The organism is Citrobacter amalonaticus (assembly GCF_018323885.1).
GTDB classification, from domain to species: domain Bacteria; phylum Pseudomonadota; class Gammaproteobacteria; order Enterobacterales; family Enterobacteriaceae; genus Citrobacter_A; species Citrobacter_A amalonaticus.
On sequence record NZ_AP024585.1, the window covers coordinates 2,926,420 to 2,945,828 of the forward strand.

Genomic DNA, 19,409 nt, shown 5'->3' on the forward strand with positions numbered 1-19,409 from the left:
GCCATGAGCTTTAGCACAATCATTAACTGGAACGCCTGTTCCCCTGAGCAGCAGCGTGAATTACTGACGCGCCCGGCGATTTCTGCGTCTGACAGCATCACCCGCACCGTGAGCGAGATTCTGGATAACGTCAAAACCCGTGGTGATGACGCCCTGCGCGAGTACAGCGCGAAGTTTGATAAAACCGAGGTTGCGACGCTGAAGGTGACCCCAGCAGAGATAGCCGCCGCCAGCGCACGACTAAGCGACGATCTCAAACAGGCGATGGCTGTCGCGGTGCAAAACATTGAAACCTTCCATAACGCGCAACAATTACCGATCGTTGATGTGGAAACCCAGCCAGGCGTCCGCTGCCAGCAGGTGACGCGCCCAGTGGTGTCCGTCGGTTTGTATATTCCCGGCGGATCCGCCCCGCTCTTTTCTACCGTGCTGATGCTCGCCACCCCGGCACGTATTGCGGGCTGTAAGAAGGTGGTGCTGTGTTCCCCGCCGCCGATTGCCGATGAAATTCTCTACGCGGCGCAGCTGTGCGGTGTGCAGGAAGTCTTTAATGTTGGCGGTGCACAGGCCATTGCCGCGCTGGCGTTTGGCAGCGAATCCGTGCCGAAAGTAGACAAAATTTTTGGCCCTGGAAACGCATTTGTGACCGAAGCGAAGCGTCAGGTGAGCCAGCGTCTTGACGTTGCGGCGATTGATATGCCAGCCGGACCGTCCGAAGTGCTGGTGATTGCCGACAGCGGCGCCACGCCGGATTTCGTCGCCTCCGATCTGCTTTCGCAAGCGGAACACGGTCCGGATTCCCAGGTCATTCTGCTGACCCCGGATGCCGACATCGCCCGTCGCGTTGCCGAAGCCGTTGAACGTCAACTGGCTGAACTCCCGCGCGCAGAAACGGCGCGTCAGGCGCTCAGCGCCAGTCGATTAATCGTGACGAAAGATCTGGCGCAGTGTATTGCCATCTCTAACCTCTATGGACCTGAGCACCTGATTATTCAAACCCGTCATGCCCGCGAGCTGGTTGATGACATCACCAGTGCCGGTTCGGTGTTCCTCGGCGACTGGTCGCCGGAGTCAGCGGGTGATTACGCCTCCGGGACTAACCACGTGCTGCCGACCTACGGCTATACCGCCACCTGTTCCAGCCTCGGGCTGGCGGATTTTCAGAAGCGCATGACGGTTCAGGAACTGTCGAAAGCGGGATTCTCCGCGCTGGCTTCAACCATCGAGACACTGGCGGCGGCGGAACGCCTGACCGCTCACAAAAATGCCGTCACCCTGCGCGTTAACGCCCTGAAGGAGCAAGCATGAGCACTGAAAACACGTTCAGCGTCACCGACTTAGCCCGTGAAAACGTCCGCAATCTGACGCCGTATCAATCTGCTCGTCGTCTGGGCGGCAACGGCGACGTCTGGCTCAATGCCAACGAATTCCCGACAGCGGTTGAATATCAACTCACCCGGCAAACGTTGAACCGTTACCCGGAATGCCAGCCGAAAGCGGTGATTGAAAATTATGCGCAGTACGCCGGAGTTAAACCTGAGCAGGTACTGGTCAGCCGCGGCGCAGATGAAGGCATTGAGTTGCTTATCCGCGCCTTCTGCGAACCGGGAAAAGACGCCATTCTCTACTGCCCGCCGACCTACGGCATGTATAGCGTCAGTGCCGAAACCATTGGCGTCGAATGCCGCACCGTTCCTGCGCTGGATGGCTGGCAACTGGATATGCAGGGCATCTCTGACAGTCTCGAAGGCGTGAAAGTGGTCTATGTGTGCAGTCCCAATAACCCCACCGGACAACTGATTAACCCGCAGGATCTGCGCACGCTGCTGGAACTGACACGTGGCAAAGCCATTGTGGTCGCCGACGAGGCCTATATCGAGTTTTGCCCGCAGGCAACGCTGGCGGGTTGGCTTTCTGAGTATCCTAACCTCGTCATTCTGCGCACGCTGTCCAAGGCGTTTGCCCTCGCTGGTCTGCGCTGCGGCTTTACGCTGGCGAATGAGGAGGTGATTAACCTGTTGTTGAAAGTGATCGCTCCCTACCCGCTTTCTACCCCTGTTGCAGACATTGCCGAACAAGCGCTGAGCCCGCAAGGCGTCAATGCTATGCGCGAACGCGTGGCGCAGATCCTGCTTGAGCGTCAGTACCTGGTGAAAGCGCTTAAAGAGATTGCCTGTGTTGAACAGGTTTTTGACTCCGAAACCAACTACATTCTGGCGCGCTTTACCGCCTCCAGTAGCGTATTTAAATCTTTGTGGGATCAGGGCATTATCTTACGAGACCAGAACAAGCAACCTTCTTTAAGCGGCTGTCTGCGTATTACTGTTGGTACCCGTGAAGAAAGCCAGCGCGTCATTGACGCTTTACGTGCGGAGCAAGTATGAGCCAGAAGTATCTCTTTATTGATCGTGATGGAACCCTGATTTCCGAACCGCCGAGCGATTTCCAGGTGGATCGCTTTGACAAACTCGCCTTCGAGCCCGACGTAGTGCCGGTGCTGCTGAAGCTGCAAAACGCGGGCTTTAAGCTGGTGATGATCACTAATCAGGACGGTCTGGGAACGCAAAGCTTCCCGCAAGCCGATTTCGACGGCCCGCATAATCTGATGATGCAAATCCTGACCTCTCAGGGCGTGCAGTTTGATGAAGTGCTGATCTGCCCGCACTTGCCTGCAGATGAGTGCGACTGCCGTAAGCCGAAAGTGAAGCTGGTCGAACGCTATCTCGCTGAGCAGGCGATGGACAGCGCCAACAGCTACGTGATTGGCGATCGCGCTACCGATATCCAGTTGGCTGAAAACATGGGGATTACCGGGCTCCGTTACCATCGCGAGACGCTGAACTGGACGGCAATCGGCGAGCAACTAACGAAACGCGATCGCTATGCCCACGTTGAGCGCGTCACCAAAGAGACGCAGATTGACGTTAAAGTGTGGCTGGACCGCGAAGGCGGCAGCAAAATTAACACCGGCGTCGGCTTCTTCGACCATATGCTCGATCAAATTGCGACACACGGCGGGTTCCGCATGGAGATCACCGTCAAAGGCGATCTTTACATCGATGATCACCACACCGTGGAAGACACTGGTCTGGCGCTGGGCGAAGCGTTAAAACTGGCTCTCGGCGATAAGCGCGGTATCAACCGTTTTGGCTTTGTGCTGCCGATGGACGAATGCCTGGCGCGCTGTGCGCTGGATATCTCCGGGCGTCCGCACCTCGAATACCGTGCCGAGTTCACCTATCAGCGCGTCGGCGATCTGAGTACCGAGATGATCGAACACTTCTTCCGATCACTCTCCTACACCATGGGCGTGACGCTGCATCTGAAAACGAAAGGTAAAAACGACCATCATCGCGTGGAGAGTCTGTTCAAAGCTTTCGGCCGTACCCTGCGCCAGGCCATTCGCGTTGAGGGTGATACCCTTCCCTCCTCCAAAGGAGTGCTGTGATGAACGTGGTGATCCTCGACACCGGCTGCGCCAACCTGAACTCGGTGAAATCCGCAGTCGCGCGTCACGGTTATGATCCGGTGGTCAGCCGCGACCCGGACGTGGTGTTAATGGCCGATAAACTTTTTCTCCCCGGCGTCGGTACGGCACAGGCGGCAATGGACCAGTTACGCGAGCGCGAACTGATCGAGCTGATAAAAGCTTGCACGCAGCCAGTGCTGGGCATTTGCCTCGGAATGCAAATTCTGGGGCGGCGAAGTGAGGAGACGAACGGCGTCGACCTGCTGGGCATCGTCGATCAGGACGTACCGAAGATGACCGATTTCGGTTTACCGCTGCCGCATATGGGCTGGAACCGCGTCTACCCGCAGGCAGGCAACCGGTTATTCCAGGGTATTGAAGACGGCGCGTATTTCTATTTTGTGCACAGCTATGCCATGCCGGTCAATCCGTGGACCATCGCCCAATGCCACTACGGCGAACCGTTCACCGCCGCCGTACAAAAAGATAACTTCTTTGGCGTGCAGTTCCACCCGGAGCGTTCGGGTGCCGCTGGCGCACAGTTGCTGAAAAACTTTCTGGAGATGTGATGATTATTCCGGCTTTAGATTTGATCGACGGCACCGTCGTGCGTCTCCATCAGGGCGATTATGCACAGCAGCGCGATTATGGCACCGACCCACTACCGCGTTTACAGGATTACGCAGCGCAGGGTGCCGAGGTGTTACACCTGGTTGACTTAACCGGCGCGAAAGATCCGGCGAAACGACAGATCCCGCTGATAAAAACCCTGGTAGCTGGCGTGAACGTACCGGTCCAGGTCGGCGGCGGCGTACGTACTGAAGACGACGTTGCGGCCCTGCTGGCAGCGGGTGTCGCTCGTGTGGTGGTTGGCTCCACGGCGGTAAAGTCGCCAGACATGGTGAAAGGCTGGTTCGCGCGTTTTGGCGCTGATGCCCTGGTGTTGGCGCTCGATGTCCGCATAGATGAGCAAGGAAACAAACAGGTGGCGGTGAGCGGCTGGCAGGAAAACTCCGGCATTTCGCTCGAAGAACTGGTCGAAACCTATCTGCCAGTGGGCCTGAAACATGTGCTCTGTACGGATATTTCTCGCGATGGCACGCTGGCGGGCTCGAATGTCTCCTTGTATGAAGAAGTCTGTGCAAAATACCCGCAAATTGCCTTTCAATCCTCCGGTGGCATTGGCGACATCAATGACGTTGCGGCCCTGCGCGGAACCGGCGTGCGCGGCGTGATCGTCGGGCGTGCGCTGCTGGAAGGCAAATTCACCGTTAAGGAGGCGATCCAATGCTGGCAAAACGTATAATCCCTTGCCTCGACGTTCGCGATGGTCAGGTCGTGAAAGGCGTGCAGTTCCGTAATCACGAAATCATCGGCGACATCGTCCCGCTGGCGAAACGCTACGCCGATGAAGGTGCCGATGAACTGGTGTTTTACGATATTACCGCGTCCAGCGATGGTCGTGTGGTCGATAAAAGCTGGGTTTCGCGCGTCGCGGAAGTGATCGACATTCCTTTCTGCGTGGCGGGCGGGATCAAGTCGGTTGACGACGCGGCCAAAATTCTCTCGTTTGGTGCAGACAAAATCTCCATCAATTCGCCAGCCCTGGCTGACCCGACGCTGATTACCCGTCTGGCAGATCGCTTTGGCGTACAGTGTATTGTGGTGGGTATTGATACCTGGTACGACGCTGAAACCGGTAAGTACCATGTCAATCAGTATACCGGCGACGAAAGCCGCACCCGCGTTACCACCTGGGAAACTCTCGACTGGGTACAGGAAGTGCAAAAGCGCGGTGCCGGAGAAATCGTCCTCAACATGATGAACCAGGACGGCGTGCGTAACGGTTACGACCTCGAACAGTTGAAAAAGGTACGTGACGTTTGCCGCGTACCGCTGATCGCGTCCGGCGGTGCGGGAACCATGGAACACTTCCTCGAGGCTTTCCGCGATGCCGATGTCGCTGGCGCGCTTGCCGCCTCCGTCTTCCACAAACAGATAATCAATATTGGTGAATTAAAAGCGTACCTGGCAACGCAGGGCGTGGAGATCAGGATATGTTAACAGAGCAACAACGCAGCCAACTGGACTGGAAAAAGACCGACGGACTGATGCCTGCCGTCGTACAGCACGCGGTGTCCGGTGAAGTGTTGATGCTGGGCTATATGAACCCAGACGCGCTGGATAAAACCCTTGCAACCGGCAAAGTCACCTTTTTCTCACGCACCAAACAGCGTCTGTGGACCAAAGGCGAGACGTCGGGCAACTTTCTGAACGTGGTCAGCATTGCGCCAGACTGTGATAACGATACCCTGCTGGTGCTGGTGAATCCTGTCGGACCCACCTGTCACAAAGGCACCAATAGCTGCTTCGGCGAGACCAGTCATCAGTGGCTGTTCTTGTATCAACTTGAACAACTACTCGCTGCACGCAAAACAGCCGACCCGGCAAGTTCCTATACCGCGAAACTGTATGCCAGCGGCACCAAGCGCATCGCACAAAAAGTGGGTGAAGAAGGTGTCGAAACCGCGCTGGCAGCCACGGTACATGACAAATTCGAACTGACCAACGAAGCATCGGATTTGATGTATCACCTGTTGGTCCTGCTGCAGGATCAGGATCTCGACCTGACGACGGTCATTGAGAACCTGCGCAAGCGCCATCAGTGATCGTAAGGCGTAAAAAAACCGGGTCAGTTCAACTGGCCCGGTTTTTTATTACATCAATTAAGTTACTGCGCTTTTGGCTTGTAGTTACGCAGCGCGTTACGCCCCAGCACCACGCCGGCACCAATCATTCCACCGAGCAGTGTCGCCAGTATCAGAGTGATCGTTTTTTTCGGGCTATCGCGACGAATCGGCAACGTCGGCTTCATCACATAGCGATAAGCATGAATACTGTCAGGCTGCACTTTCAGCGCCTTAACCGCTAAGAGATTCTGACGGGTCAGGTAGTAGTCATCCGAAAACGTTAGCGGGCGGGTCGCTTCGTTATTCACCATCGATGAAAGCGCATCGCTCCCCAGCATAAACATAGTGTCCTGGGAGACCTGATCGGCCTGCTGGACCTGCGGCAGCTTGATGTTGGCCTGTTTCGCAACGGAAAGCGCCTGGGTGATCTGGGCAATGCGCAGTGCTTTTTGTTCCTGAGCGACCTTTTCCTGCGCTACGAGTGAATGCTCTAAGTCAGAAGCACGTGTTTTAATGCTCATCGCGAGGTCAGTATTAATTTCTTTGGAGACCGCTTCATCAACCTGTTGAATGTACTGCGCCAGCGTTTTTTGCGCAGATTCAGCCGAGGTTGCCTGATAGGAAACTTTCAACGGAAGAGGCTGGCCTTTTACAGACGGGTCGATGGTCAGCTTCTCTGGCTGTTGCTGATTATCAAGCGTTTCAGAAAGCGCGGAAAATGCCGAGTTAAAACGTCCAATCACACCCGACTGAACATCGTTCACTTTTGGCGCATCCTGACCGTAAAGGATACTCATGGCATTGGTATACGTTGCCAACTGGCCAGCGTCAGGTTGAGTAATAATCGCCGTTGAGGTCCATTTTTCTTTCGCTACCGCCAGGTAACCCACGGCCAGAGCGATAGCCACAATAACGCAGATGATTATTGTCACTTTACCGCGCCAAATCTGAATCACTAAGTCAATCAAATCAATCTGTTCCGGTTCGTTGCTGCGCCCGGATAGGTTGTTATTTTCCACTGTCATCATTGCCTTAAACAAGAAAGCTCTAAACTCGCCACAGTTTATCGGGAAACGTAATTTATGCCATAGGAAATTTGACAAGATTGCGAAAATTCTGGTAGGTCTTTAACCCATTATCAGGGACTCCCTTCCCCTCAGTTGACTTATCAATCACTACCGAAAAGGTCTCGGGTATAGACTTTCTCGAATACGTCTTTGAGTTCTTCAGCCATCCGGTTCGAGATAATGACGTCAGCCTGTTGTTTAAACTGTGTCAAATCACGCTCAATACGCGAATTGAAAAACATCTCTTCCTGCATCACAGGTTCATAAATCACCACTTCCACACCTTTGGCTTTAATGCGCTTCATGATCCCCTGAATGGACGATGCGCGGAAGTTATCCGAGCCGCTTTTCATGATCAGACGATATATCCCTACAATCTTTGGTTTTCTGGCGAGAATGGCATCAGCGATAAAGTCTTTACGAGTGCGGTTGGCATCAACGATCGCTGAAATAATGTTATTCGGGACTGACTGATAATTAGCCAGAAGCTGCTTGGTATCCTTTGGCAGGCAATAACCGCCGTAACCAAATGAGGGATTGTTGTAGTGATTGCCAATACGCGGATCCAGACAAACCCCCTCGATGATCTGGCGGGTATTTAAACCTAAACTTTCAGCGTAGCTATCGAGTTCGTTAAAATAGGCCACGCGCATCGCCAGATAGGTGTTGGCAAAAAGCTTGATCGCTTCTGCTTCGGTAGAATCTGTAAACAGCGTAGGAATATCTTGCTTCACCGCCCCTTCCTGAAGCAAAGCGGCAAACCGCTCTGCCCGTTCAGAGCGCTCGCCGATGACAATACGCGATGGATATAAGTTGTCATAGAGCGCCTTACCTTCACGCAGAAACTCCGGAGAAAAGATTACATTATTAACTCCCAGCCGTTCTTTAATAGCTCGAGTGAAGCCGACAGGAATTGTTGATTTGATAATCATTACTGCATTAGGATTAATTTCCACTACATCGCGAATTACAGATTCTACACTTGAGGTATTAAAATAATTCGTCTTAGGGTCATAGTCTGTTGGGGTCGCAATTATAACGAAATCGGCATTTTGGTACGCATCGTATTTATCTGTCGTAGCACGAAAATTGAGTTCTTTAGTTGCCAGATACTCTTCAATCTCTTTATCGACAATTGGTGATTGCTTTCTGTTGAGCATATCCACTTTAGCCTGCACAATGTCCATTGCGACAACTTCGTGATTTTGCGCAATCAGAATGCCGTTTGAGAGGCCGACATAACCTGTTCCTGAAATTGTTATCTTCATTAGCTCTGACTTCTTCTGGTTAAACATGTTGAGGGCTCTAAAGCACCCAACAACCTATACAATTGTAGGGGTTGTAACCCTAATGCTGATTCCCTGTCAAGGTAAGGAGGTGGGTAGAAAAGCGCGTATTATAACCCTCCTTTTCTTAGTTCTATGTTCTTTCTCCCCCGGTGATATAGGTCTTCGCACAATAAAAAAGCCCGAAGGGTCTCTTCGGGCTTTGCTCCAAACTTGGGACTGAATCAGATTAATCCAACCATTCCGTATGGAATACGCCTTCTTTATCAGTACGCTTATAGGTATGCGCACCGAAGTAATCACGTTGTGCCTGGATCAGGTTAGCTGGCAATACTTCAGCACGATAGCTGTCATAGTAGGCAACGGCCGCAGAGAAGGTCGGTACCGGGATGCCATTCTGAACAGCGTAGGCAACAACATCACGCAGCGCCTGCTGATATTCATCAGCGATGTTCTTGAAGTACGGATCTAAGAGCAGATTGGCAATGCCTGCATTCTTCGCGTAGGCGTCCGTGATCTTCTGCAGGAACTGCGCACGAATAATGCAGCCTGCACGGAAAATCTTCGCGATTTCACCGTAATTCAGATCCCAGTTGTACTCGTCGGACGCCGCACGCAGCTGAGAGAAGCCCTGCGCGTAGGAAACGATTTTGCCGAGGTACAGTGCACGACGAACTTTCTCAATAAACTCGACTTTATCACCCGCAGGCTGCGCTTTCGGACCGGTCAGGACCTTAGAAGCCGCCACACGCTGGTCTTTCAGCGAGGAGATGTAACGCGCAAAAACGGATTCAGTGATCAAAGACAGCGGTTCGCCGAGATCCAGAGAACTTTGGCTTGTCCACTTACCGGTACCTTTGTTTGCCGCTTCGTCCAGAATGACATCAACGAGGTATTTACCCTCTTCATCTTTTTTGGTGAAGATGTCTTTAGTGATGTCAATCAGGTAGCTGCTAAGCTCGCCGTTGTTCCATTCCGTAAAGGTGCTGGCCAGCTCTTCATTAGAGAGATTCAGGCCGCCTTTCAGCAGAGAATAGGCTTCAGCGATGAGCTGCATATCGCCATATTCGATACCGTTGTGAACCATTTTCACGTAATGGCCTGCGCCATCAGCACCGATGTAAGTCACGCAAGGCTCGCCATCCTCAGCGACTGCTGCGATCTTCGTCAGAATCGGTGCCACCAGTTCGTAGGCTTCTTTCTGCCCACCCGGCATGATAGACGGCCCTTTCAGCGCACCTTCCTCACCACCGGAAACACCGGTGCCGATGAAGTTGAAACCTTCAGCAGAAAGTTCACGGTTACGACGAATGGTGTCCTGGAAGAAAGTATTACCACCATCAATGATGATATCGCCTTTATCCAGATACGGTTTCAGAGAATCAATAGCAGCATCGGTACCCGCGCCTGCTTTCACCATTAACAGGATGCGACGAGGCGTTTCGAGGGATTCAACAAACTCTTTCACCGTGTAGTAAGGCACCAGTTTCTTGCCAGGGTTTTCGGCAATCACTTCTTCGGTCTTTTCACGGGAGCGGTTGAACACGGAGACGGTATAACCACGGCTCTCGATGTTGAGCGCCAGGTTGCGCCCCATCACTGCCATACCGACGACGCCGATCTGTTGCTTAGACATTACATACTCCTGTCAGGTGTGGTCACCGCGCGACGTATGCGCGGAATTATTAATTAGCACTTATTATTGATAAATTGTATTATTTCGTCAAATTTAAAAAAAAGATCTTTATCATAAGGTATTGGTGAAAAGGTGGATACTTTTTCCATTGCTGAATTTAGTTCAGATAAATTCCATACCACTAGAGCATGCTGATGTTGACTCATAAATGCTGCTATATCATTTTGATGTTTATCGATACGTTCTAGATTCGGTACAATTATAATTTTCTTTCTTAGCTCCAATAAGCGATATATAGAGCCTGCCCCAGCATGGGTAATAACAACATCAGCCCAATCGTAGTAATGATCAATATCAGAGACAAATGAGATATATTCACCATTATTAGGTACATAACTTCCATCAGCAATCTGGAATATAAAGTTATTGAGTTTATTATCTAAAGCATATTTATCAGCGGCCCTTATAAGTGAATCAAACTTAGTCGTGCCAACTGTTATAAAGTATTTCATAGTTTTCCTGAGTATATTCCTTTTTTATACTTAGCGCATAAACTTTTATTTTGTACGTAAAACCGATCAGCTATATAATACATAAAAAATCCCGTCAAAGATTTTGAGTTAAATCTTGACCATGTTTCAATATGTATAACTTTGGCACCAAATAGCTTAAAAAAAAATGCTGTCATTACTGAAATTCCTGGCCCGTTGGAAATTACACATCTTATTTTATGTTGCTTTTTTATTTTAAATAAGGTCAATAAAATCTTAAAAGGGCCAATGTTCTTAAAAATTTCAAAGTTGCTATTTTTTTTTCTGATTTCTCCAGTTATATAGTGAGCATCGGACCAATCCGGACACCTGCAATTATCTGAAATTGATATAATCTGAAAGCCACTTAATCCAGGCTTAAGTATTCGTGCCAACCTCTCTGCCTGTGCAGAATGCCCGCCTACTCCATAACTAAAAATGACGGCAGTTTTACTACTTAAACACATCGATAAACCCCTTGCATACAACATCTCGAGAATACAATTTCTCTACTAGATGAGAATTCGACCGCGAAATGTTAACATTATCATTTGAAATGATATGCTGCACTCCAAAATTTATAGCCTCAGGAGTAAAATCCTTAATGACTTCAAACTCAAAACCACACTTCAATAATTCATTAAATGCATCTATAGGTGATAATAATACTGATGTTCCACATGCAAGTGCCTCTAAGGGTACGAGTCCTAGACTTTCACTTGATGATGGGTAGACCAGAATAGCTATTTCTTTGTACCATTGAGCTAACTCAATTTGATTCATACTCTCGGAAAAGGTAACTCTATCTCCAAGTCCAAGTTCATTGACTAATATCTTTAGACTATGCTCGCAGCTACCAGAACCGACTATACTTAACTTTAAATCATTTAGCACAAGTGATTTTATTAATAAATCAACATTCTTCGTTTTCTCAAGCCGTCCTGCATAACCTAGCATACCTGTTTTTTTACTGTCTGTGTCTGAATAGTTAAATACTTGGGTATCTACCCCTCCCGATGGGAAAATCACTATCTTATTGGAGTTTAGTGAATAGCTATCTGAAATAAATTTTTTATAACTATTAGAGGGTGCAAAAACAACTGTCGAAATAAAAAGCATCTTTTTTGACAAGAATCTTTTTATTTTAAAGAATATTCCAGACGTACCATTTAATTTTTTTATATCACCGCCATGAGCATGACTGTATATAATTATTTTACGAATTCGATTAAAAACTATAATCGGTAGCGCAACATGAGAGATATAGTGAGCATAGACGATATCATATTTTTTAAACATCAGCCCCCAAAAAACCCTAAAATAGAATAAAAAGTACGATAATATTTTTGATGGTTTACTACTATACTTTCTATCAATTACTATTTTATCGACTTCATGATGATTCAAAAGTAATATGTCTTCTATATTCTTTACAAAAACACCTAAGGAGGGATGGCTATTGCTTGGATACATATTTGATATTAATAATATCTTCATTTATATGCCTTTATTGGCTTTAAACCTTTAATAAATCGTTTTGCCAATTTAAAAAGATTAAAACTTTTTGTGTCAAGGTTTGCGCTGGAAGCTCCTAATTTATTTCTCTCAGATTCCAATGATGAATTACTGCTATTTTCAGCATCCAATTCAATGATTTTTTCTTTTAACCCATATACTCGAATCCGACTATCAGCCCTTCCTCCTGTAACGTAGTCATACGGCCAGATAGGTTCAATATTGTATTTTAATATTTTCTCAGCCCCCTGTCTTGTTATGAGATAAGCATGAGCGCCGTAACCGCAGTCAACAAAGCGAATCAGTTTATTTGAATACCAAATGGATCCCCCCCAAAAGGACCCATAGCCGTTGCGATACCCAAGTAGTAGTACATCAAATAATGGCCAAGACATACTGTGTTTTATAGATTTTATAAAATCAGCTAACTTTGAATCTATTTTTACATCATCTTCTAGTATAATTGCATATTCATCTTGCGTGTTTAAAAATTTCTTAAGACAATTTATATGCGAAAGATAGCATCCAATTTCCCCGGGACTTAATTGCCTGCCAATTTTAATTTTTGACTCTAGTTGGAATTTATTAAGAAAACTGGAATTAATTTCAGAGCCGATCACGGCATTCTCAATATTCAGAACAAGCTCAAGCTTTTTTGCCTCAGATAAAATCCGATTACGCCGATCTTTTTGTGTTATAAGATTAATGACATATATTTTAATCACAATAATTCCTTCAATTTATTTATGTTAACACTCCAGGGAAGAGAATTAGCACTTCGATCAACTGTTTTGGTCATTAGCCATATTGCTTTATAAATTTTTAATTTAATTGATCGAAAAAAACCGACTGAAGTTATTGCAATAAATTGCATATTTTTCTGGTTAGCGATCTCTTCATAAAAATGTCGAAATCTAAAGATATCATGTTCAAGTAATATTAACCTAGTATTTTCTTTGCAAAAAACTATATGCCCCCAGCCAGCACTAAAATCACCAACAATAACGTCTGCATTTTTAAAAATGGAAATCTTTTCTTTAAAATTTAATTGTTCCAGTTTAATAACTTCAAAACCATTTTCAGTTAATATCGCATTTATTTCTTTTCGATTCTTCAATGGCCTTTTACCTTGAGAATCGTCCCTTGTTATGTAGATCTTTTTCGGAGATTGATTATTATCATGAACTAATTTACTGAGCATTTCGTAGTAATTAATTGACAGTGCGTTAACGCTTATTCCAGAACCACTATTGAAATTACATACATACACTTTTTTATATTTTATAATATTCTTATGATATACAAGATCCGCACAATCTATACCTAACAATTTTATTACTTCCATTTTATATGCCAACCTGTCATCGCTAACTAGCAACTTTAACTCAGGTTTTTTTTTCTTTAGCTCACAGTAAATAAAAAGCCTTCCTAGAGAGGAAATTAGCCAATGTTGATAATTATGTCCCCATGAATAATCATAAATAAATAATTCACAATTATTGTTTATGCGTTCATATTTTTTTTCAGGATAAATTATTCCACCATCATGATCAATGCTAACTTCACTATACTTAAATCCTAAATCAGGGTGATTCTTGGCCCTATATTTAATCCACCCATTATTATGGATGTACTCATTTACTGTTGCATCTTCGTAAATTTTCAATTCATCGTTATATGCAAAAAAATCGAGATCGATGATATAATCATTAAGACATTTAACATCTAATGATTTATATTCTGTCAAGACTGGTAATGAGTGCCGAGCTAATTTCATTATTTAAATCCTCTTGTTAAATGCTTAACTTTAACATTTTCAAGATATACAATGAGAGGCCATTTCCAGGCATTATATATGCATTGAACAGCTAACTGTGTGAGAAGTATATTAATCAAAGTAGCATGTCCAAAATAACTAAGAGTGGCGCATATTAGCAAGAACATTACCCCTGTAATAAATTGATATTTCGTGAAGCTAACATTATTACTTGTTGCGATAAAACACATCGATAAACTTTGAATTAGCTCAATTAGAAAAATAAAAAAACATAGGGATAAAACAAAAAAACTTGGAATGATTATTTTTGAATTAGTAAACTTGATTAATTCAGGTAGGGCAGTCACCATTAGTATGTACGAAAAGCTATAAAAGCATATGCTTAAAACAACAACTCGGTAAAATAACGAAAAAAGTTTATTATACTGCCCAAAAGCACGATATTGCACCAAGTTAGGAATCGCATTGTTTATAAGTATAAGCGATACAGATAATATTGTTATACTTAGGTTTATAACAAAAGACACACCTGCAATATTATCCATGGCAACAACTGATGTTAATACTATGATTGTTGTCCTGTTGCAGATAAAATTTCCCAGACCTCCAAATCCAAGCAATAGTGATTTACTTCTGATTATTTTTAAAAGAATTTTAAATTTGCTATTATCGATTCCATCTTTTTGAACGGCATTCTCCGTAACTTGCCTAATAAAATTTAGCTGGGTGGAAGAAGAAGCATTCAGAATTAACATAGCCAATGATGAAATGGCTCTTGCCAAACATAAACCTACTAGAGGGAATTGCAGATCGATAAACAAAAAGGCCAAAACGAAGAATATTACTGTTGAAAAAATAGTATTTCTGTAGATCTTTGATACGTTACCAGAACCATGAAGATATCCATTATACTTTATGCTTATCAACTGAAAAAAAATTGATGAGGAGAATATTAACCAAGCAATTTTATCTTCAGACGACAACTCTAACTTTACTATTATATCATAATACATATATACTAAAGAAAGAACAATAATAGCGAAGAGAGCAAGAATATGGAAAATATAATTATTAATCCTTATTAATGCCTGCAGTGCCTGAAGATCGATACTCTCTTTATTTATCTCTTCAGGATTCTCATTATTATACAACTGCTTTAAGGTTACACCACTGAGAATGAAACTTAGATATCTACTTATCGTTGAACTGAAGCCAAAATCAAATATTATTACAAGGCTATAAAACGATATAAAGAGCATCCATAGAGAGAAATCATTAGCTGTTAGGTGTTTTAATATAAGAGGTATAATTATTATATTTGACAACACAGAGAAGGATCGCGATAAGAAACCAAGACCTGCAGATTTAAACATTTATCTTTCTCCTCATTAACATATAGTTATAGTTAGCAGTCCAATGAGGAAGTGCTATTATTACACCCAAGTACAGAGTAACCATCCCATTAAAAAGTATGTGGCCTGCGATTGAGGACACAAGGAATAGCATGGTGCCAATATAAGTTGAAAGGACTATTATTTTTTTCGGCGAATACAGTTTGATAAATTTATTTTCATAAGATAACAAGCTTAAGAATGTAATTAAATATAAAAGCAGGGTAAATACGCCATATATAATAGCTATGTCGGCTATGTCTATTTCAGTCAATGGCTTATGGAATGAATTTATTCCAGAGAACCCCATTCCTGTCAGAAACAATATTATATTACCATTAAGAAATGAATGCATATTATCAATGAAGAAAATATCTCGACCGGAAAAAATAACCTTAGCCAGTCCCCCGACACCATAAAAATGGCCTATCCTTTCGGCAAGACTTGAATTTAGTATTTCTTCCAAATAAACCATAAAAAAACAGAGAATAGATAATAAGATAACCAATAATGTCCAAAAATTTTTCTTCTTTTTACCAACCAAAATCGGAAGAACGACAATCGATAATGCAACGAATATAATACTTGTCTTCGTTCCAATACCTGCAGCACAAACCAGTAGAAATGCTGATGATAGCCAGTAATATTTCATACCAGCATTAAGAGAAATATAAAGCGTAATGCCAGCGATTATACAGTAAACACCTGAAAGAGCATTTGCAGCATAGAAAAATCCCTTGAATCCAAAGTCAGTATATGATGATTCACCCAAGCCTAAAATACTGAAGGTTAAATTGATTGATATAATTAATAATGAGTAGCTGGATAGTACTTTTATATACCACTGAGGGTTAAAATATGTAAAGTTTGCAACAGATGCAAAAATAACAAAAGTCGTAGCTAGTTTTATATATTCAGATAGATCCATTGCAAGATTTGAAGATGTGCTATATATGGAGTGGATTGAAAGAATAATTAGACCATATAGTATTATCAAAAAATTACAAATAAGACTATTTTTAGAAAAGCAATTATATATAAGACAAATACAAAATATTATTATTTTGTATATAGCCGATACTCCTGCATCGGTATTAAACTTAAAAAGCAAAAAGCCGTTCAATGTATCGATTACTAGTTGATTTAAAATCAAAAACAATAACAAATACTCAAGTGATTTTTTAATTTTACATTTCATATGGCTATTTACTTTCAAAGATATTGTTCACTTTTTTTAGAGCAACATATTCCTCTGGGATGCCAGCAAAAACAACATCAGCTTTATCAATTTTATGATAATGAATTTTTTTATTTTCCCTAATAAGTATATTATATAGCGGAGCAACGTATAATTCCCCCTTTTCCCATTCATCTTCTGGCAATTTAAGATAATTTTCAAATGCAAACAAATAATCCTTTATGTTCGTGAAATAATAAAGCCCTGTACAACATAAGCTCGAAATTGGATCCTTTTCAGTCGTTTTCACAACAAGAGTTGATAATGAATTTTCAGGTTTAACAAATGACCAATTATTGCCCTCACCATCGAAAACTTCTAGATAGCCGTCCTCAATTAAATTTTTGTCCGGATAATAAAAGTTACGTCTTATAGTATCTATATTGAAAATAGTTAGTGATTCGTCCGGATCGAATATAATGGTTTTATTTATTTTCTTGATGCCTTCATAAACAGTCTCTGCTTGTCCACGTGTTTCATGTGAGAGAACACAAACATGATACTGTTTTATACCTAACTTACTAATTTCAGACTTGATAAATTCCACTGAATTTAATGAATCCCTAACAATGAAAACAAAACGCTCAGTTTCAAATAATGTCTCAAAGCTAGACACAGTATAATGAAATAATGTTTTTCCATGTACTTCAAGCATATATTTGGGAGAAGTGTAACCAGCTTTGAAAAAACGTGAACTTAATCCAGCCATAGGAATTACAATCATTTTGCTTTCTCATGAATTAATTTATATAGTCTAAAAGCATTCGCAAATAAGGCATTTTGTCTCTTAGCATCATCTGCATGTAAAGGCAACATCGATAAAAACAAATGAATCTGCATTGCATAAAGATTATTTTCTGAAATTGAGAATTGAGACAATACCATATCAGTGAACATCTTCTGTAACTGTTTTATTTTTTCATTTTCATCGAGAATAAAGTTTATCTTATAGTCAGTAAGGTCGATATCGTAATATCCGGCAATAATCCAGTCATACATTCCTAGTATTGAGTGGCTTATTTTTGCTAAGTCATAATACATTGACCCATAGATAGTGAGCTCTTTATTTGTTGTTAAGCCTCTAGGGTCGATGACTTTAATCCTATTCGCTCGAAAATCAAAAAGGATATTGCTAAAACAAAAATCTCCATGCATGAGACTTACTTTGATATCCTGTGGTATATTTTTATTTGCAACGTTCAGAACATCTGAAACACTTATATATTCACCATTGAACTCCCATGCATCGTCTAAATTAAACTCCCTTTCCTTACAGAACACTTTCAGTCTCTCATTTGTTTTTTCTACTAATAATTCGCTTAGCCTAGAATAAGATTCCTTCTGTTGAGGTTCATAAAGCGAGCAATTTTTAATGAATTCTAAACATCTATCTAAAATACATTTCCATACTATGATGGGTAAATCTGCAAATACATAAAGTTCATTTAATGCTGTAAAATATAGATACTCTAGTTTATAGCTTAAATTATTATTTCTTACTGCCTTTCCAAAGTATTGTGGTGTATATCTTTTAATCTCTTGTGGTACACTCTCAAACCAATTGGCTTCGGCAGATATTTTAACAGCATCATGACTCGATTTTTCAACCCAATCGGATGTTATTTCTAACTCATTGAAAGCCCTCTGAGTTGTAAACTTGGCTTTAGATTTATAATACGTATTTATATGCCCAAAATCTAACCATTGTTCAACTTCAACAACCAATAAATTATCATTGCTGTGGTATTTATTTAATGCTTCAATGAACCCATAGTTACTTTCAATTAAGCACTCTTGAAGCAACAGTATATTATCAAAGCCAAAATGACCACATACTACATTATTATCTAAAAACTTAATTTCTTCTTCTGAAAATTCAAGATTATCGTCTTTTTTATTTATAATAGCCCAATTGTAACTATCATCTGCCTTTGAAATTGCTATAAAATTCGAACTATCTAACACTTGTTTGATAGATACTATTGTATCTCCAAACAATACTTGGAGTTTTTCATCTTTCGATTTTCGCTTGATATAATCAATAGCAAATGACAACGATTTACCAAGTGAAAAATCATCATCTACAGCAATTATATCCACATCATGATTTTCCAACCACTTTTTATCTAATTCTGAAATGCCATAGGATTTAGGAAATGTAATATATTTCTCTTCTGAATCACTAAATAATCGTATTTGATGTTGAAACAATCGCTTATTACCTAAGGGCAACATACTCGGTGGTAGTTTACCAAATTCGGATTGTAGTTCGAGATCAATATATGCTGCTGAAAGTATTAAAACCATCATTTATCCTTAATGAATAGAGTATTTAATTCATCCATACTCATTCTTGAAAACTCATCAGGCCTTACAGCTCGATCATCTACATAAAAACCCTCATTGCCACACCAAGGTTTTCCAACGATTATCTCATCGAATGGAACATTATGCTTATTTAGCCAATCAATTATGATTGGCAATGTGTGTATATTTATTTTCCCTACATTCCCTTCATACGTTCGCATATTACGAGCAGTCATGATAACAATAGAAAAACCTAATTCTTTGTACTCCTGAAGTTTCTTAATGACTTTCAGTTTAGGCTTAACATTTTTATAATCATTCGTATCAGCCTCAGTAAGTGTTCCATCAAGATCTATAATTATCTTGTTCACAATAACCTTCATTTTTAATATTTAAAGCTCTGTTTACACGCTACCGCCCCTGGCTTTACAGCTACCAGTGCACTGCGTACTCTCACAGACGTGTTGAGCTCTGCTTTCTCTCGCGCAAAGCTGCTAAACTCAA

At 43.0% G+C, this 19,409-nt stretch carries 20 protein-coding genes; 7 read left to right on the forward strand and 13 right to left on the reverse strand.

The genetic code is table 11. The features are described 5' to 3' along the window. The first annotated feature begins 3 nt into the window (after nucleotides 1-3). Genes hisD through hisIE form a run of 7 tightly spaced genes read left to right on the forward strand, consistent with a single transcriptional unit; the run spans nucleotide 4 to nucleotide 6,138 of the window. Nucleotides 4-1,308 (forward strand): histidinol dehydrogenase, encoded by a 1,305-nt coding sequence (gene hisD, locus KI228_RS13990; protein ID WP_212807482.1) that lies wholly within the window; start codon nucleotides 4-6, stop codon nucleotides 1,306-1,308. Next, nucleotides 1,305-2,384, forward strand: a complete 1,080-nt coding sequence (hisC, locus tag KI228_RS13995) for a histidinol-phosphate transaminase (RefSeq protein ID WP_061069896.1) — start codon at nucleotides 1,305-1,307, stop codon at nucleotides 2,382-2,384. The genes hisD and hisC overlap by 4 nt, the downstream gene beginning before the upstream one ends. Beyond that, on the forward strand, nucleotides 2,381-3,448 hold the full coding sequence (gene hisB / locus KI228_RS14000; protein ID WP_043000212.1) for a bifunctional histidinol-phosphatase/imidazoleglycerol-phosphate dehydratase HisB: 1,068 nt from the start codon (nucleotides 2,381-2,383) through the stop codon (nucleotides 3,446-3,448). The genes hisC and hisB overlap by 4 nt, the downstream gene beginning before the upstream one ends. Then, a complete protein-coding gene (gene hisH, locus KI228_RS14005) occupies nucleotides 3,448-4,038 on the forward strand; it encodes an imidazole glycerol phosphate synthase subunit HisH (RefSeq protein WP_043000211.1) in 591 nt (196 codons plus the stop codon). Before hisB ends, hisH begins: the two co-directional genes overlap by 1 nt. After that, nucleotides 4,038-4,775 (forward strand): 1-(5-phosphoribosyl)-5-[(5-phosphoribosylamino)methylideneamino]imidazole-4-carboxamide isomerase, encoded by a 738-nt coding sequence (gene hisA, locus KI228_RS14010; RefSeq protein ID WP_061069895.1) that lies wholly within the window; start codon nucleotides 4,038-4,040, stop codon nucleotides 4,773-4,775. Before hisH ends, hisA begins: the two co-directional genes overlap by 1 nt. Beyond that, nucleotides 4,757-5,533: an imidazole glycerol phosphate synthase subunit HisF gene (hisF, locus tag KI228_RS14015; protein WP_061069894.1), complete on the forward strand. Its 777-nt coding sequence runs from the start codon at nucleotides 4,757-4,759 to the stop codon at nucleotides 5,531-5,533. Before hisA ends, hisF begins: the two co-directional genes overlap by 19 nt. Beyond that, the gene (gene hisIE / locus KI228_RS14020) at nucleotides 5,527-6,138 is read left to right on the forward strand and encodes a bifunctional phosphoribosyl-AMP cyclohydrolase/phosphoribosyl-ATP diphosphatase HisIE (RefSeq protein WP_061069893.1); all 612 of its coding nucleotides are present in this window, start codon (nucleotides 5,527-5,529) and stop codon (nucleotides 6,136-6,138) included. Before hisF ends, hisIE begins: the two co-directional genes overlap by 7 nt. A 62-nt stretch (nucleotides 6,139-6,200) precedes the next feature. Here the strand turns inward: hisIE and wzzB are convergent, their stop codons facing one another. The 13 genes from wzzB to KI228_RS14085 form a co-directional block, all read right to left on the reverse strand. After that, complete coding sequence (gene wzzB, locus KI228_RS14025; protein WP_141227701.1) at nucleotides 6,201-7,184, reverse strand: LPS O-antigen chain length determinant protein WzzB; 984 nt, start codon at nucleotides 7,182-7,184, stop codon at nucleotides 6,201-6,203. A gap of 143 nt (nucleotides 7,185-7,327) precedes the next feature. Continuing rightward, nucleotides 7,328-8,494 carry a UDP-glucose 6-dehydrogenase gene (ugd, locus tag KI228_RS14030; protein WP_061069891.1) on the reverse strand — a complete coding sequence of 389 codons (1,167 nt, stop codon included), beginning with the start codon at nucleotides 8,492-8,494 and terminating at the stop codon, nucleotides 7,328-7,330. A gap of 247 nt (nucleotides 8,495-8,741) precedes the next feature. Then, nucleotides 8,742-10,148: an NADP-dependent phosphogluconate dehydrogenase gene (gndA, locus tag KI228_RS14035; protein ID WP_061069890.1), complete on the reverse strand. Its 1,407-nt coding sequence runs from the start codon at nucleotides 10,146-10,148 to the stop codon at nucleotides 8,742-8,744. Nucleotides 10,149-10,201: 53 nt separating this feature from the next. Then, nucleotides 10,202-10,660, reverse strand: coding sequence for a PssE/Cps14G family polysaccharide biosynthesis glycosyltransferase (pssE, locus tag KI228_RS14040; RefSeq protein WP_061069889.1), 459 nt, complete (start codon nucleotides 10,658-10,660; stop codon nucleotides 10,202-10,204). Then, nucleotides 10,657-11,145 carry a PssD/Cps14F family polysaccharide biosynthesis glycosyltransferase gene (gene pssD / locus KI228_RS14045; RefSeq protein ID WP_061069888.1) on the reverse strand — a complete coding sequence of 163 codons (489 nt, stop codon included), beginning with the start codon at nucleotides 11,143-11,145 and terminating at the stop codon, nucleotides 10,657-10,659. The genes pssE and pssD overlap by 4 nt, the downstream gene beginning before the upstream one ends. Further along, nucleotides 11,132-12,175, reverse strand: a complete 1,044-nt coding sequence (locus KI228_RS14050; protein WP_061069887.1) for a glycosyltransferase family 4 protein — start codon at nucleotides 12,173-12,175, stop codon at nucleotides 11,132-11,134. Before KI228_RS14050 ends, pssD begins: the two co-directional genes overlap by 14 nt. Then, a complete protein-coding gene (locus tag KI228_RS14055; RefSeq protein ID WP_061069886.1) occupies nucleotides 12,172-12,918 on the reverse strand; it encodes a glycosyltransferase family 25 protein in 747 nt (248 codons plus the stop codon). Before KI228_RS14055 ends, KI228_RS14050 begins: the two co-directional genes overlap by 4 nt. Further along, on the reverse strand, nucleotides 12,915-13,970 hold the full coding sequence (locus KI228_RS14060) for a glycosyltransferase family 61 protein (RefSeq protein ID WP_224267589.1): 1,056 nt from the start codon (nucleotides 13,968-13,970) through the stop codon (nucleotides 12,915-12,917). Before KI228_RS14060 ends, KI228_RS14055 begins: the two co-directional genes overlap by 4 nt. Then, a complete protein-coding gene (locus tag KI228_RS14065) occupies nucleotides 13,970-15,343 on the reverse strand; it encodes an MATE family efflux transporter (RefSeq protein ID WP_212807484.1) in 1,374 nt (457 codons plus the stop codon). Before KI228_RS14065 ends, KI228_RS14060 begins: the two co-directional genes overlap by 1 nt. After that, entirely contained in the window at nucleotides 15,336-16,559 is a 1,224-nt protein-coding gene (locus KI228_RS14070; RefSeq protein WP_061069883.1) for an O-antigen ligase family protein, read from the reverse strand. The genes KI228_RS14065 and KI228_RS14070 overlap by 8 nt, the downstream gene beginning before the upstream one ends. Before the next feature lie 4 nt (nucleotides 16,560-16,563). Beyond that, a complete protein-coding gene (locus KI228_RS14075; RefSeq protein ID WP_061069882.1) occupies nucleotides 16,564-17,322 on the reverse strand; it encodes a glycosyltransferase family 2 protein in 759 nt (252 codons plus the stop codon). Continuing rightward, nucleotides 17,319-18,908: an aminoglycoside phosphotransferase family protein gene (locus tag KI228_RS14080; RefSeq protein ID WP_224267590.1), complete on the reverse strand. Its 1,590-nt coding sequence runs from the start codon at nucleotides 18,906-18,908 to the stop codon at nucleotides 17,319-17,321. Before KI228_RS14080 ends, KI228_RS14075 begins: the two co-directional genes overlap by 4 nt. Then, nucleotides 18,905-19,276, reverse strand: coding sequence for an HAD-IIIC family phosphatase (locus KI228_RS14085; protein ID WP_061070666.1), 372 nt, complete (start codon nucleotides 19,274-19,276; stop codon nucleotides 18,905-18,907). Before KI228_RS14085 ends, KI228_RS14080 begins: the two co-directional genes overlap by 4 nt. Nucleotides 19,277-19,409: the final 133 nt, after the last annotated feature.